Below are 13,695 nucleotides of genomic sequence, written 5' to 3'. Positions count from 1 at the left end.
TCGCGCGGGGTCCGAGGACATTCCGTCGAAGAGGCCCTCGACGAGTGGCTAGGCGGGGTGCAGAAGCTCCTTGCGCCTGGTCAACAGTTGGGCGCGCTCGGCCAGCAACTGGGCGTGGCGCGCCTCCAGGTACGCTCCGGTGTCGCGCACCCACTGCGCCAGCTTGTTCACCTCGGCCCTGGTCTTCTCGATGCGCTGATGCTTGAGCACATCGCTGATGATGTTGTCGAAGAAGGCGTCCACAAACCACCGCTTGTCCACCTTGGGCATCACCGGCCGGGCCGCGACCCCGACGTCGGCCAGCTCGCGGGAGAAGACGTCCAGAGCCCGCTGAGCATGCCAGGCGGCCTTGTCGGCGCTGGTCAGCCTGTCATGTTCGAAGGCGTCGACGAGCAGGCCGCCGCCGAACATGTCGAAGGTGGAGGCGTTCCTGGCGGAGTTGAGAAAGCGCAGCACGACGCCGAGCGCCTCGTGCGCGCGCTGCCCCGCCTGGTGGGCCTCATCGCACTCGCGCACATCGGCGCTCAACCGGTCGAGCGCGGCGCCGAGGTCGGCCAGCTCACGCGCGCGCGGATCGCTGCTCCGGATGAGCTGCTGCTCCTTCTCGGCCAGCAGCCGGGCGTACTCCCGGGACGCGGGGTCGAGCACGGCCAGCTCGGCGTCGGCCGCCGCCGCGTCGGCTTCGAGCTGCGCGAGCCGGGCCCGGTGACCGTCCACGCGTTCCCTGGCCACCATCGCCTCGGCGCGCTCGCGCTCCAGCCGCTCCTCGCGGTTGCCCAGCATGCGGGCCAGGACGGCGGACAGCCCGCCTTCCAGCCGGGCGACATCACGCTCCTCCTCGACCAGCTCGAACTCCAGGTCCTCCAGGGTGCTGCGGACGTCCGCGATCTGCTGCGTGGTGGTCTCGCGCAGCTGACGGACGTGCTCGGCGCGGTGCATCCTGGCAGACGCCTCGCGCAGGCGTTCGTCAAGTTCCGGGGAGAGGGTCACGCAATGACGACGAACAGGCCGGAGTAGACGTTCCGCACGGCTCGCCGAGCTTGCGCGGCGACACCCCAGATAACTCCCGGAGCAGGGGCCCAGCCGATGTCGGGAGAGGAAACCCGGCGGCCTCGGTCATGTGCTGCGACTCACGTCGGCTCCCGGGGAGCATCGTGCAGCCGCTTCAGGGCGACGCCGCGCTCCCCGCCCGGCATGAGCCCGACGAGCACCTCGACATCGGTCAGCTCGTCCACGGTCGGCCACTTTCCGACGTTGTCCGGATCGACCCCAACCGTCCAGCGGCGATCTCGGTCCGGATCAGCGGGGTCGTCACTACGCGGTAGCGCAGGTGGGTCACGGACCCGGTTCCCGCGATGGGTTCCCCCTCCGGGATCAGCTCGGCCCGCGCCCCGGCGAACAGCGGCGTGCCCGCCCCCATCAGCAGGGGGACGAGGTGGAGCCACACCTCGTCGAGCAGGCCCGCCGCGAGCAACTGCCGGGCGACGTCTGCACCCAGCACCAGGACGTCCTTGTCTCCGGCGGCATCCTTGGCACGTCGGACCGCGGCCTCCAGCCCGTCGAAGGCGAACGTCCCGGCGTTGTCGCCGAGGAGGTCCTCCCTGGTCCGGTGGGTGACCACGAAGCTCGGGACGCCGGGCCATAGCGTGCCGCCCCACGGGACCAAACCGAGGTCGAAGGTACGCCGTCCGATGACGACGGCCCCGACCGCCGCGTCCACCTGCCGGCGGATGTCGAGGTCGACCCCGCCGTCCGGCCCTTCCCCGGCCATCCACTCGTGCAGCCGTTCGCCGCCGTCCCCCATGGGCTCCTCCTTCCGGACGTTCGGTCCCGCCGTGAACCCGTCCAGCGACATCGACACATCCAGCACTACCTTGCTCATCGCGCGCCTTCCTCCGATCCGGCGCCGCCGCCCGGTGCCGTCACGAGAAGGTCGGAGCCGATCCGGCCGTCTCGACATCACGACGGAAAGATCAGTGGGAAATGAACGTGAACGACCAGGGTGGCTCTCGACCGGCAATGGTCATCGTGGCCGACGACATCATCCGGCCGCTGAACTCCAGCTGACCGTCGCCCTTGTCCTGCCCCGCCTCGGTCAGCGACACCTGGGCGAGGCGGAACGGTCGCCCTCGCTGAGCGGATCGGCGTTACGCCGCAACGGGCGAGAACGGCAGCACTGCCAGCGATGATTACCTATCACGCAGGGGAGATTACAGTACGTAGGGATTGGTAGAGAAAAGATGTGATTTCCCCGGGGGAAATGCTCACCCGCCAGCATCGCCTGTCCGAGTTCTTCGCGGCCCACAGCCGGGTGCGGCAGCACCGGCTGCGGATGCTCCACACGAGCCGCCGTCGGAATTTGGGGGGATCCGGCCCGCACCGGCAAACCAGCCCAGCAGGACCTTCTCGAACGGAAGATGGCCGCACCGGTGATCGCGGCCCTGTCCACGCCCGGACCGCTCGGCCGCCGACTGGCCCACCTGTACGCCGACCCGTACCCCCTGAACGCCGCCCAGGCGCGGCACGCCGCCGAACTGGTCGAAGCCGGCGGAGTCCGGGAACACACCCTCCGGCGCGCCGCGCTGGAGTCGCTGCGCCAAGCCGTCGACGAGCCCCACCGCGCCGACCTGCACGCCCTGGCCCAGATCACCGTCCACCGCCGGCACTGACCACGTCACCTGTCATCGCGCACGCGGGAGCATCCCTTGGCCGCACCCATCGACGACCCACCGCCCAACTCGTCCGCCGTACCCGCCGACCCCGGCACGGGCCACCCGCCGCACGGCGAGATCCGGCCGAGCAGCCCGGCGGCGGCGGTTGACGAGGTCGCTCCTCTTCCCCGCGCGCCAGGAGCCTGGCCGCTGCTGGGCCATGTCCCGGCCCTGCTTCGTGATCCGCTGACGTTCCTCAGCTCGCTGCCCGCCCACGGAGACCTGGTGCGGATCACGCTCGGCCCCGTCGATGCGGTCGTGGTCTGCCGGCTGGATCTGGCCCGGCAGATGATCGGCGACGAACGCGTCTTCGACAAGGACGGTGCCCTCTGGCGGCGCGTACGAGAGGTCGAAGGCGACGGTGGGCTCGTGTGCGCACGCCGTGCCGAACACCGCCCTCTGCGCCGATTGGCCCAGCCCGCCTTTCAACGCACCCGCCTGCCCGGCTACGCCACCATCTTCGGGCGGTATCTGGCCCACGTCGCCGACTCCTGGCGCGACGGCCAGATCCTCGATGTCCCCACGGCAGCCCTTCGGATCAGCTGTGAGGCCATGACGCGAACCTTGTTCCCCGCCTCCACGAGCCGTCGATCCCTGGCTGAGATCCGCCAGGCGCTTCCGGCGATGGTGCGCGGCATCTTCCGCCGCATGATCACCCCGCCCCCGCTGGATCGGCTGCCCACTCCGGCCAATCGCGCCTATCACCGTACTGAGCGGCGGCTGCACGACATCACCACCCAAGCCGTACGTGACTACCGCAGCGCCGGCCTCAACCACGGCGACATGCTCTCGGTGCTGCTGGCCAACAGCCCCACCGTCGACTCGCCCACCCCGTCGGGCACGGGCCGGCCACGCACCGACAGGGAGCTGGGCGAACTCGTCGCCAGTCTGTTCCTCGCCGGCGCCGAGACCACCAGCGCCGCCCTGAGCTGGGCCCTGCACCTGCTGGCCGAGCACCTCGACGTACAGGACCGGGTGGCCGACGAGAGCCGGCGCGTCCTCGGCGGGCGCGCCGCCACCGGCGAGGATCTGCCGCAGTTGCGCTACGCCAGTGCCGTGGTCAGCGAAACCCTGCGGCTGTATCCACCGGCCTGGTTGCTCACCCGCCACACCACCGCCGACACCCACCTCGGCGGCCACCACCTGGCCGCGGGCACCACGATCATCTACAGCCCCTACCTGATCCACCGGCTGCCGGCCCACTATCCCGACCCCGACACCTTCCGCCCGGAACGCTTTCTCACCCCTTCCGGCGCCCCCAAGCCCCCATCGCCGAAGAACTTCCTCGCCTTCGGCGACGGCGCCCGCCGATGCATCGGCGACCAGTTCGCCACCATCGAGCTCATCCTCGCCCTGGCCACCATCACCGGCCGCTGGCACCTGCACCCGGTCCCGGGACGGCAGGTCAGGCCGCTGGCGCGCACCGCATTGCATCCCCGCCACCTGAGCCTGCGACTGAGCCGCCGCTGAGCCGCCGCTGAGCCGCTGCGACGACCCACCTCCCGCCCGCCCCTGGTGCCCACCCTCCACCGCGAGCGACCCAACCTCCCGCCCACCATCCACCGCGAGGGACCCGCAATGGGCAACACCGCCGATCCGGCCATCACCGTGCACCTGCCCCCGATGTACTTCCCGGCTCCCCTGCGCCGGCACCCGCAGATCGAGGTGATGCAGCGGCGCGGCCTGGACTGGATGGCCCGCCACGGCTTGTGCGACGACCCGACCCTGGCCCGCCGCATCACCGGCACCCGCACCGCGCACTTCTTCGGCTACCTGTGCCCCCAGGCCGACCCCGACCGCCTCCAGATAGCCGTCGACTGGGGCTATCTCATGTTCGTCTTCGACGACATCCCCTGGGACGCCACTGCCGGGGCCGACTCCGGATTCCTTGACATGGCCGTACGCATCATCCGCACCCTGGAAACCCCCGACGCGGGCCTGCTGCCTCCCGGACACCCCATGACGGCACCCGTCACCGACCTCGCCCGCCGCATCCACCAGGCAGCCGGCCCCGAACAGGTGCGCCGCCTCGCCGACAGCCACCTCAAATGGCTGCTCGGCGCCGCCTGCGAGCTCTGCGCCGCAGCCCGCGCCGCCCCGCTGAACGCGAACGAGTACCTCGCCCTACGGCTGATGTACTCCGCCGCCGAACCCACCCTGCAGTTCTTCCAACTGGCCGAGCCGGACACGATCAGCGAAGGCGAGATCACCAGCGCACGCGTACGGGCACTGACCGAGATGGCCGGCATGGCCGCCGCCCTCGACAACGACCTCTACTCGCACGGCAAGGAGCAGTGGCTCGCCCAGCGGCGGACTCTCTCCAGCCGGCCCGTGGTCAGCAACCTCATCGACCTCTACATGCGCGACCACACCCTGCCCCGCGACCGGGCGCTGCATGCCGCCGCCGTCCTCCGAGACCGGATCGTCGCCCGCTTCGTCGAGGTGCGGGACCAGGTCATGCCGTCCGCCTCACCCGCGCTGTACCGGTACCTGGACAACCTCACCTGCCTGTTACGCGGCAACTTCGAATGGGGCCTGATCGCCGAGCGCTACACCGATCCCGACGGCGACCACCCTGGCGCCGTCCGCACCGTGGCCACCGTCTCGGCCACCCCCGCCGCGACCGGCGCTCCCAGCGTTCCAGCGATCGACTGGTGGTGGCGGTGAGCGCTCGAATCGGATCCCTGCCGCCTGGTCAGGTGAGCGTGGTGGTGTCCCCGAGGGACTCCAGCAGGTCGCGCAGTGTGTGGGCGAGCTCGTCCCGGCGCTCCTTTGGCAGGGCCGAGAGCACGCGGTCCTCCGTCGCGACATGGTCCGGCAGGGCCCGGTCGATCAGGGCGTACCCCTCGTCGGTGAGCGTCACGTAGACCACCCGCCCGTCGGCCTCGCTGGGCGTGCGGGTCACCAGCCCCCTGGACTCCAGGCGGTCGAGCCGCTGCGTGATCGCCCCCGACGTGACCATGGAGGCCCGCATCAGCTCGGCCGGCGTCAGCCGGTGCGGCGGGTCGCTGCGGCGCAAGGTGGCCAGCACGTCGAAGGAGGCCCGGTCGAGCCCATGCGCGGCGAACGTACGGCCCAGCTCCGCGTCGATCAGCCGGATCAGCCGCGACAGCCGGCCGATCACCGCCATCGGCGAGACGTCCAGGTCAGGGCGCTGGGCGTCCCATTGCTTGAGTATCAGGTCGACGTGATCAGCCACCACTCCAGCCTAACGATGCCTTAGCGGTGAGGTAAATCACCTCGCCAAGTAACTTAGCGCTGAGATAGTTTGTCTTAGTGCTAAGAAATCAATCGGGAACCGTCCTGCTGACCGCGCTGACCCCCGCCATCTGGGGGACCACGTACCTCGTCACGACCGAACTGCTGCCGCCCGGCCGCCCCCTGCTGGCCGCCGTGATCCGCGCGCTGCCCGCCGGTCTCCTCCTGGTCGCCATCACCCGCCGCCTGCCCACGGGCATCTGGTGGTGGCGCGCGCTGGTGCTCGGCGCGCTGAACATCGGGGTGTTCTTCGCGCTGCTGTTCGTGGGGGCGTACCGGCTGCCCGGAGGGGTGGCCGCCACCGTGGGCGCCATCCAGCCCCTGCTGGTCGCGTTGCTGTCGGCCGGGCTTCTGGGTGAACGCCTGTCCTTGCGTACGACGCTGGCCGCCGTGGCGGGCGTGGCCGGGGTGAGCCTGCTCGTGCTGCGGGCCGACGCCCGGCTGGACGCGCTCGGCGTGGCCGCGGCGCTCGGCGGCGCCGTCGTGATGGCCTTGGGCGTGGTGCTGAGCAAGCGGTGGCAGTCGCCCGCGCCGCTGCTGGCCACCACCGGCTGGCAGCTCGTGGCCGGCGGCCTGCTGCTGCTCCCGGTGGCGTTCCTCGTCGAGGGCGCGCCGCCGGCCACCCTGACCAGCGCGAACCTCGCCGGGTACGCCTACCTCACGATCATCGGATCCGCGCTCGCCTACGTCCTGTGGTTCCGGGGCCTGCGGCTGCTGTCGGCGACCAAGGTCACATTCCTGGGCCTGCTCAGCCCCGTGGTCGCCACCGCGCTCGGCTGGCTCGTCCTCGGCCAGGAGCTGTCCGCGGCCCAGGCGCTCGGCGCGCTCGTCGTCCTGGCCGCTCTGGTCGTGGCCCAGCGCCAGCCCGCCCGCACGTTGACCGAGAAGCCCCACGTCCTGGCCGGAAGGGCCGGAAAGGAGTCCTGACATGCGCATCACCGTCTTCGGAGCCGCCGGAGCTGTGGGCGGCAGGGTCGTGGCCGAGGCGCTGGCCCGCGGCCACGAGGTCACCGCCGTCGTCCGCGACCCCGCCCGCTTCCCCCTCCTGCCTCCCGCCGCGCACGCCCGCACCGGCGACGCCTCGGACATCGGGGACGTGGCCGCGCTCAGCGCCGGGCAGGACCTCGTCGTCAGCGCCACCCGGCCCGCGCCCGGCCACGAGGCCGACCTGGTCACGACCGCCAAGGCGCTGCTGGCCGGGGCGGCCAGGGCCGGCGTGCGGCTGCTGCTCGTCGGCGGCGCGGCCGGGCTGACCGTGCCGGGCACCGGTGGCCTCACCGTCGTCGAGACCCCGGACTTCCCGCCCTCGTGGCGGCCCATCGCGCTGGCCTGCAACGCCCAACTGGAGGTCTGCCGGGCCGAGCCGGGCGTCGACTGGGCGTACCTGAGCCCGCCCGCGCTGCTGGAGCCGGGGGAGCGTACCGGGCGCTACCGGCTCGGCGGCGACGAGCTGCTGGTGGACGCCGAGGGCAGGTCGGCGATCTCCATGGAGGACTTCGCCGTCGCGCTGCTCGACGAGGCCGAGCACCCCCGGCATCACCGTGCCAGGTTCACGATCGGCTACTGAACCGCCGTCTCACAGGGTCACGGGCAGCGACGTCAGGCGCCAGGTGCCGGGGTCGGGCATGTGCCGCACCTCGCCGGCGAGCGCCAGGCCGGGGAAGCGGCGCAGCAGGGCCCCGATCGCGATCCCGGCCTGTACGCGGGCCAGCGAGGCCCCGACGCAGAAGTGCGGCCCGTGCGCGAAGCCGAGATGCCCCGACTCCTCGCGCCGCAGGTCGAACCGGTCCGGCTCGTCGAAGGCGCGCGGGTCGCGGTTCGCCGAGGCGATCGAGGCCGTGACCGGCACGCCCTTGGGAACGGTCACGCCGCCGATCTCGACGTCCTCCGCGGTGAAGCGGGGGATGGTCAGCAGCTGCGGCCCGCACCAGCGCATCAGCTCCTCCACCGCCCGCGGCATGAGGGCGGGGTCGGCGCGCAGCGCGGCGAGCTGGCCGGGGTGGGACAGCAGGGCGGCGGCGGAGTTGGCGATGAGGTTCGTGGGCGTCTGGCCGGCCATGACGAGCGTCCAGACCATGGTGATCAGCTCGGTCTCGGAGAGCCGGTCGCCGTCCTCCTCCATGACGCGGGCCAGGTCGGAGATCAGGTCCTCGCCCGGCTCCGCCCGGCCCCTGGCGACCGCGGCGGTGGCGCCCTCGAGGATCCGCGGGATGGCGTCACGGAAGCTCTCGCCGTGCCCGGCCACGATGGCGGCGCCGTACTCGCGCCACCGGGGACGGTCGGCGACGGGGATGCCGACCAGCTCGCAGATCACCTCGATCGGCAGCGGGCCCGCGAAGTGCGCCAGCAGATCCGGCTCCGCGGGCAGCTCGTCGAGCAGCCGCTCCACGATCGCCTCGATGCGCGGCCCGAACTCGGCCGCCCTGCGCCGCGTGAACGCGGGCGCGACCAGCCGGCGCAGCCGGGCGTGCTCGGCGCCGTTCATCTCCGACATGGTCCGCAGGTACGGCAGGCAGTGCTCCGGCACGTCGGGCCGCTGGTAGCTGTGCTCGTTCGTCGTCAGCCTGGGGTCGCTCAGCATGGCCCTGGCCTCCTCGTGCCGGGTCACCGCCCAGAACGGGCCGAACCCGGGCGCCACCAGTCGCGCCACGGGCGACCGCTCCCTGGCGCTCGTGTACGCGGTGAACGGGTCCGCCAGCACGGCGGGATCGGTCAGGTCGACCTCGGGCACATCGGTCATATCGGCTCCCTTGAATGATGACATCATCTGGATGTTCACGGTATCTCGATCTGCGAGCGCCCGGCAACGCGAGGGACGAGGCAGCGACGTAGACTTCATCAAGTACGTGCTTTACGACGCTCACGGAGTTGGCAAGGTGGATCAGAAGGAGACCGAGTTCGTCGACCGGATGGGGCTCGTCATGGAGCGCATCGCCGGGGGCCGGACGATGGGCCGCCTGTACGCGTGGCTGCTGATCTGCGACCCGCCGGACCAGTCGCTCACCGATCTGGCCGCCGAGCTCGGCGTCAGCAAGACCATGGTCAGCACGGTCGCCAGGCAGCTGGAGGCCGGCGGGATGGTCGAGCGTGTCCCCACGTCGGCTCGTGAGCACCGCTACCAGGTCGTTCGCGGAGGATGGGCCCAGATCATGCGGGGCCGGCTGGCCGGCGTCGAGCCGATCGCGGAGGCGCTGAGCCTCGGACTGTCGATCATCGGTGACGACCGCGCCGAGCAGCGGGCGCTGTTGCAGGACACCAGGGACTTCTTCGAGTTCCTCGTGCGCGACGCGGACGAGACGCTCCAGCGCTGGGAGGAGTATCGCAAACGGCTGAAAGACGACGATCAGGGCTCCGGGTGAACATGATCGTCGAGGAGCACGTGCCGTTCACCGCAGGACCCCGGCACGACGCCACCGCGTCCCCTGCCGGGTCGTGCGATCCGCTCAACCGAAAACTCATCCAACGATCAAGGGAGTGACGATGTCTGACATCGTCGAGCGGTACAACATCCCCGAACAGCACTTCTGGCTGCACGGCCCGCGGCCGGGCGGGCCGGTCGAGCACAACGCCGCCACCGGAATGTGGAACGTCTACGGTTACCCCGAGACGCACGAGGTCTTCGGCGACCCCGCGACGTACTCCTCCGACACCCTTCGCCTGGCCCCCGAGGACCAGAAGCCGGAAGGGCTGTCACTGGAGGGCTTCATCACCCAGATCGACCCGCCGGAGCACGGCAAGCTGCGCAAGCTGGTCAGCAGCGCCTTCACCCGCAAGGTCGTCGCGGACCTCGAGCCGAGGATCGCCGCCGTCACCAACGAACTGCTCGACGCGGCGCGCGAGCGCGGCGGGTTCGAGCTGGTGCGCGACCTGGCCTACCCGCTCCCGGTCATCGTCATCGCCGAGTTGCTGGGCGTGCCCAGCAGCGATCGCGAGCTGTTCAAGCAGTGGGCCGACACGCTGTTCCGGCAGGACACCAAGGTCTCGTTCGACGACCTCTTCGAACGGCGGGAGCAGGACACGGAGACCACGATGAAGTCGTGGTGGGAGATGTCCGCCTACCTCGCCGGCCACGCCGCCGAACGACGGCGCCGGCCGCGCGCCGACCTGCTCACGAAGCTGGTCGAGGCCGAGGTGGACGGCGACCACCTGCCCGACGAGCAGGTGGTCAACTTCGCGATCGTCCTGCTGCTGGCCGGGCACGTCACCACGACGATGCTGCTCGGCAACACGGTGCTGGCCCTGGACGCCTTCCCCGAGCACCAGGACAGGGCGCGGGCCGACCGCGCGGCGATCCCGGCGATCATCGAGGAGTCCCTGCGCTTCTTCACCCCGTTCGCCCTGATCGCCCGCGGCACCACCCGCGAGGCCGAGCTCGGCGGCGTGACGATACCGGCCGATCAGACGGTCCTGCTCTGGCTCGGGGCGGCCAACCGGGATGCCCGGCAGTTCGCCGACCCCGACGTCTTCGACCCCGACCGCGACCCCAACCCGCATCTCGCCTTCGGCCGCGGCATCCACTTCTGCCTGGGCGCCCCCCTGGCCCGGCTGGAGGGCCGGGTCGCCCTCAACATCCTGCTCGACCGGTTCGACCACCTGCGCACCGATCCGGAGGACCCCGTGGTGTTCATGCCCATGCCGACCATGACCGGCGTGCGGCGCCTGCCGCTGGTCTGACCCCACATGCGGGAGGCCGTGCGGCCTCCCGCATGTCATGCGCTACTCGTCGCCTGCCACATACCTGTCGAAGAAGACGAACGTGCGCCGCCACGCGTCGTCCGCCGCCGCGCGGACGAGGCCGTGACGCAGCGGGAACAGCGCGAGCTTCGCGACGGGGTGATGGCCGTCGGTCATGAAGGAGTGCCCGGCGTCCGGATAGATCTCGACGTCGTGCTCGAGGCCGAGCGCCCGCATGTGCTCGCGCAGCCGCGTGCCGTGCCGCCCGAAGCCCTGGTCGCGGCCGCCGTAGGAGCCCACGACCGGGCACACCGACCGCAGCCGCTCCTGGTCGCGGGGGACCGCGCCGTAGTTGACCGACGCGGCCCGTATGCCGGGCGGCGCGCTCGCCGCGTACGCGAGGGCGAACCCGCCGCCCATGCAGAAGCCGATCACGCCGAGCCGGCCGCCGTCGACGTCGTCGCGGCCGGCCAGCCACTGCCGGGTGGCGTCGATGTCGGCGGCCGGTTGGCCTGGCTTCTCCGTCACGAACTGGTGCATGGCCCGCGTCAGGCACCCGACCCTGGTGCCGTGGCTGTACAGGTCCGGTAAGACGGCCGCGTACCCGTGCTCGGCGAACAGGTCCACCACGTCCAGCATGTCCGGTTCGATGCCGTAGATCTCGTGCAGGACCACCACGCCCGGCCACCCGGCCGCGGGCGCCGTCCCCTGCGGCAGCGCCACCGTCGCCTCCAGCGAACCGCCGTCCGGCAGCGGTACGCGCACGTCCTGTCTCATCAGCAGTCCTCAACCGATCAAAGAGCAAGGAACGTAACGTAACACCTCAGGCGTCCCGCCTGACGAGGGCCGCCCAGCCGGCTCCGACGGACAGGCCGGCCCAGGCGATCAGCGTCAGCAGCCCGCCCGTGCGGTCCAGGGCGGTGGCCGGGTCCGCGGGCAGGCCGAGGAGGCTGAGGGCCGCCTCGTGGGGGAGGAGCCGCACCGCGTCCGGCATGCTGCCGCGCAGCGCCGGCGAGATGAGGACCGGCGTGACGAACAGCACGGCGAGCGGCGCCACGACGCCTCTCGCGACGACGGCGAAGCCGTATCCGATGAGGCTGAGCAGGAGATACACCGTCAGGAGGGCGGCCGGATCGGCGACCGGCTGGACGAGGTGGCCGGGCAGGACCGCGGGGCCCGCCGCGAGCAGGCAGGCCGCCGTGACCGCGGCGAGCTTGGCGGCGGCCAGCCGGTGCCGGCCGGGGACGGCGGCCAGGGTGACGCGCAGCTGCCCGGCGCGGTACTCGCTGCCCGCCGCGAAGACGGCGATCGCGACGAAGACGTAGACCGGCGCGACCATGAGGGTACCCAGCTGCCCGATCGCGACCGGCCCGTCCGGCCCGGCGAGCCGTACGGAGTCCGTCGCCGCCAGGAGGCCGAGCACGGTGTTCGCGGCGGAGGCGACGCCCAGGGCGACCCAGGTCGCCGGGAGCGTGCGGGTCTTGGTGAGCTCCGCGCGCAGCAGATCCGCGAGCCGGATGGCGCTCATCGCGCATCCCTCCTGCCGAGCGTGATCCCGGCGGCCGCCGTCGTGATCCCCGCCCACGCGATCAGCACGAGGAGGGCGTGCACGGGGCCGGCGGTGAGCCGGTTGATCCCGGGGTCGAGCAGCAGGTTCCGGGCGGCGCTGACAGGGAGGAGCGCGTCCAGGGCGGGAGCAGCCCCGGCCAGTGCCTGTGTCATGGTGACGGCGATCTGGGCGATGGTGACGATGACGCCGACGAGCGTGCTGCGCGCGATGACGGTGATCCCGAATCCGGTCAGCCCGGACAGGACCGCGAAGGCCACGAACTTCCCGTGGCCGACGAACGCGGCGCCCGTCACGAGCAGGCCCGGGTTCCAGCCCTCGACGGCGGCGTACATGAAGGCGGAGCTGATCCCCGCGATCAGGACCGCCACGAGGAGCAGGTACGTGGCGGTCGCCAGGGCCTTGGCCGCGATCAGCCGGCCTCGTCGCGGCACGGCGAGCACGGTCACCCCGAGCTGGTTCGAGCGGAACTCCTGCCCGGCGATCATCGCGGCGAGGACCGGTACGAGCAGGCCCATCTGCAGCGAGGACGCGGCGAGGAGACCGAGGATCGCCTCGGTGGCCGGTTGCGGCGTCCCGATGAAGATCTCGATGACGCCGTCGGGGGTGATGTCCGCGACCGCCTCGGCGTTCAGCCGGACCGACTGGATCAGGACCAGCGCGTGGAGGCCGAGGACGACGCCTGTGGCGATCCACACGCGCGGCAGGGTGAGGATCTTGGTCAGCTCGGCCCGCACGGCGCTCACCACCCCGGCCTCGCGGGGTCGCCGGTCAGCGCGAAGAACGCCTCCTCCAGCGAGCGGTGCCCGGCGGTGACCTGGGCGAGCGAGCCGTGGGTGACGACGCGCCCGCGGTTGACGACGACCACGTCATCCGCGGTGCCGGACATTTCCGTCATCAGGTGGCTGGAGAGCAGCACCGTACGCCCGCCCGCCGCGTAGTCCCGCAGGAAGCGCCGGATCCAGCGGATGCCCTCCGGGTCCAGCCCGTTCACCGGCTCGTCGAGCACCAGGATCTCGGGCTCGCCGAGCAGTGCCGCGGCCAGGCCGAGCCGCTGCCCCATCCCCAGCGAGTACGTCCTCACCCGCCGCCGCGCCGCCTCGTCCAGACCCACGAGTTCGAGCACCTCCCGGACCCTGCGCCGCGGGATCCGGTTGGACTGCGCGATCCAGGTGAGGTGATCGACGCCGCGGCGCTCGGGCACCGGGCCGGCTCCGTCCAGCAGCGCCCCCACCGTGCGCAGGGGATGCCTCAGGTCGCGGTACCGCATCCCGTTGACCAACGCGGTGCCCGCGCTCGCCGCGTCCAGGCCAAGCAGGACGCGCAGCGTGCTGGACTTGCCGGCGCCGTTCGGGCCCAGGAAGCCGGTGACCCGGCCGGGACGCGCGGTGAAGCTGACCTCCTCCACGGCCGCCTTGGCCCCGTAACGCTTGCTGAGTTGTGAGATCTCGATCATCGCCTGCCTCGCCTCGGATGGACGTCGCC

At 71.7% G+C, this 13,695-nt stretch carries 16 protein-coding genes; 7 read left to right on the top strand and 9 right to left on the bottom strand.

Translation table 11 applies throughout. From position 1 onward, the window contains the following. Positions 1 to 48 precede the first annotated feature (48 nt). From ABZX61_RS34815 to ABZX61_RS34805, 3 genes are all read right to left on the bottom strand, one after another. Entirely contained in the window at positions 49 to 990 is a 942-nt protein-coding gene (locus tag ABZX61_RS34815) for a hypothetical protein (protein ID WP_355200332.1), read from the bottom strand. Between the two features lie 232 nt (positions 991 to 1,222). Further along, the gene (locus ABZX61_RS34810; protein ID WP_355200331.1) at positions 1,223 to 1,882 is read right to left on the bottom strand and encodes a dihydrofolate reductase family protein; all 660 of its coding nucleotides are present in this window, start codon (positions 1,880 to 1,882) and stop codon (positions 1,223 to 1,225) included. 91 nt (positions 1,883 to 1,973) lie between these two features. Next, positions 1,974 to 2,105, bottom strand: a complete 132-nt coding sequence (locus ABZX61_RS34805) for a hypothetical protein (RefSeq protein ID WP_355200330.1) — start codon at positions 2,103 to 2,105, stop codon at positions 1,974 to 1,976. Between the two features lie 312 nt (positions 2,106 to 2,417). On the opposite strand from ABZX61_RS34805, the gene ABZX61_RS34800 reads away from it, so the two are divergent. From ABZX61_RS34800 to ABZX61_RS34790, 3 genes are all read left to right on the top strand, one after another. Next, a complete protein-coding gene (locus tag ABZX61_RS34800) occupies positions 2,418 to 2,669 on the top strand; it encodes a hypothetical protein (protein WP_355200329.1) in 252 nt (83 codons plus the stop codon). A gap of 36 nt (positions 2,670 to 2,705) precedes the next feature. Further along, a complete protein-coding gene (locus tag ABZX61_RS34795; RefSeq protein ID WP_355200328.1) occupies positions 2,706 to 4,181 on the top strand; it encodes a cytochrome P450 in 1,476 nt (491 codons plus the stop codon). A 108-nt stretch (positions 4,182 to 4,289) separates the two neighbouring features. Continuing rightward, positions 4,290 to 5,378 carry a hypothetical protein gene (locus ABZX61_RS34790; protein WP_355200327.1) on the top strand — a complete coding sequence of 363 codons (1,089 nt, stop codon included), beginning with the start codon at positions 4,290 to 4,292 and terminating at the stop codon, positions 5,376 to 5,378. Between the two features lie 28 nt (positions 5,379 to 5,406). On the opposite strand, the gene ABZX61_RS34785 is transcribed toward ABZX61_RS34790, so the two are convergent. Continuing rightward, positions 5,407 to 5,910 carry a MarR family transcriptional regulator gene (locus ABZX61_RS34785; protein WP_185075997.1) on the bottom strand — a complete coding sequence of 168 codons (504 nt, stop codon included), beginning with the start codon at positions 5,908 to 5,910 and terminating at the stop codon, positions 5,407 to 5,409. 77 nt (positions 5,911 to 5,987) lie between these two features. On the opposite strand from ABZX61_RS34785, the gene ABZX61_RS34780 reads away from it, so the two are divergent. Beyond that, positions 5,988 to 6,896 (top strand): EamA family transporter, encoded by a 909-nt coding sequence (locus ABZX61_RS34780; protein WP_355200326.1) that lies wholly within the window; start codon positions 5,988 to 5,990, stop codon positions 6,894 to 6,896. Position 6,897: 1 nt separating this feature from the next. Beyond that, positions 6,898 to 7,536: an NAD(P)H-binding protein gene (locus ABZX61_RS34775; protein ID WP_355200325.1), complete on the top strand. Its 639-nt coding sequence runs from the start codon at positions 6,898 to 6,900 to the stop codon at positions 7,534 to 7,536. Positions 7,537 to 7,545: 9 nt separating this feature from the next. Here the strand turns inward: ABZX61_RS34775 and ABZX61_RS34770 are convergent, their stop codons facing one another. Further along, positions 7,546 to 8,709: a cytochrome P450 gene (locus ABZX61_RS34770; RefSeq protein ID WP_355200324.1), complete on the bottom strand. Its 1,164-nt coding sequence runs from the start codon at positions 8,707 to 8,709 to the stop codon at positions 7,546 to 7,548. Positions 8,710 to 8,845: 136 nt separating this feature from the next. On the opposite strand from ABZX61_RS34770, the gene ABZX61_RS34765 reads away from it, so the two are divergent. Both ABZX61_RS34765 and ABZX61_RS34760 read left to right on the top strand, forming a co-directional pair. Then, entirely contained in the window at positions 8,846 to 9,328 is a 483-nt protein-coding gene (locus ABZX61_RS34765) for a MarR family transcriptional regulator (RefSeq protein WP_355200323.1), read from the top strand. Between the two features lie 121 nt (positions 9,329 to 9,449). Next, entirely contained in the window at positions 9,450 to 10,643 is a 1,194-nt protein-coding gene (locus tag ABZX61_RS34760; RefSeq protein WP_355200322.1) for a cytochrome P450, read from the top strand. A 42-nt stretch (positions 10,644 to 10,685) separates the two neighbouring features. On the opposite strand, the gene ABZX61_RS34755 is transcribed toward ABZX61_RS34760, so the two are convergent. From ABZX61_RS34755 to ABZX61_RS34740, 4 genes are read right to left on the bottom strand one after another with little or no spacing between them, the layout of a single operon-like run. Further along, positions 10,686 to 11,420, bottom strand: a complete 735-nt coding sequence (locus ABZX61_RS34755; RefSeq protein WP_355200321.1) for a dienelactone hydrolase family protein — start codon at positions 11,418 to 11,420, stop codon at positions 10,686 to 10,688. Positions 11,421 to 11,466: 46 nt separating this feature from the next. After that, on the bottom strand, positions 11,467 to 12,171 hold the full coding sequence (locus tag ABZX61_RS34750; protein ID WP_355200320.1) for a hypothetical protein: 705 nt from the start codon (positions 12,169 to 12,171) through the stop codon (positions 11,467 to 11,469). After that, complete coding sequence (locus ABZX61_RS34745) at positions 12,168 to 12,956, bottom strand: ABC transporter permease (RefSeq protein ID WP_355200319.1); 789 nt, start codon at positions 12,954 to 12,956, stop codon at positions 12,168 to 12,170. Before ABZX61_RS34745 ends, ABZX61_RS34750 begins: the two co-directional genes overlap by 4 nt. Further along, entirely contained in the window at positions 12,953 to 13,666 is a 714-nt protein-coding gene (locus tag ABZX61_RS34740) for an ATP-binding cassette domain-containing protein (protein ID WP_355200318.1), read from the bottom strand. Before ABZX61_RS34740 ends, ABZX61_RS34745 begins: the two co-directional genes overlap by 4 nt. Between the last annotated feature and the right edge of the window lie 29 nt (positions 13,667 to 13,695).

The sequence above is a fragment of the Nonomuraea sp. NPDC003709 genome, assembly GCF_040610775.1.
Classification (GTDB): domain Bacteria; phylum Actinomycetota; class Actinomycetes; order Streptosporangiales; family Streptosporangiaceae; genus Nonomuraea; species Nonomuraea angiospora_A.
Note: the sequence above shows the minus strand (reverse complement) of the source record. Positions and strands in the feature narration are given on the sequence as shown.

Excerpts from the sequence above, each read along its gene's own strand:
- ABZX61_RS34775 (WP_355200325.1), top strand. The coding sequence starts at position 6,898 with ATGCGCATCACCGTCTTCGGAGCCGCCGGAGCTGTGGGCGGCAGGGTC.
- ABZX61_RS34810 (WP_355200331.1), bottom strand. The coding sequence starts at position 1,882 with ATGAGCAAGGTAGTGCTGGATGTGTCGATGTCGCTGGACGGGTTCACG.
- ABZX61_RS34755 (WP_355200321.1), bottom strand. The coding sequence starts at position 11,420 with ATGAGACAGGACGTGCGCGTACCGCTGCCGGACGGCGGTTCGCTGGAG.
- ABZX61_RS34760 (WP_355200322.1), top strand. The coding sequence starts at position 9,450 with ATGTCTGACATCGTCGAGCGGTACAACATCCCCGAACAGCACTTCTGG.
- ABZX61_RS34800 (WP_355200329.1), top strand. The coding sequence starts at position 2,418 with ATGGCCGCACCGGTGATCGCGGCCCTGTCCACGCCCGGACCGCTCGGC.
- ABZX61_RS34750 (WP_355200320.1), bottom strand. The coding sequence starts at position 12,171 with ATGAGCGCCATCCGGCTCGCGGATCTGCTGCGCGCGGAGCTCACCAAG.
- ABZX61_RS34770 (WP_355200324.1), bottom strand. The coding sequence starts at position 8,709 with ATGACCGATGTGCCCGAGGTCGACCTGACCGATCCCGCCGTGCTGGCG.
- ABZX61_RS34790 (WP_355200327.1), top strand. The coding sequence starts at position 4,290 with ATGGGCAACACCGCCGATCCGGCCATCACCGTGCACCTGCCCCCGATG.
- ABZX61_RS34740 (WP_355200318.1), bottom strand. The coding sequence starts at position 13,666 with ATGATCGAGATCTCACAACTCAGCAAGCGTTACGGGGCCAAGGCGGCC.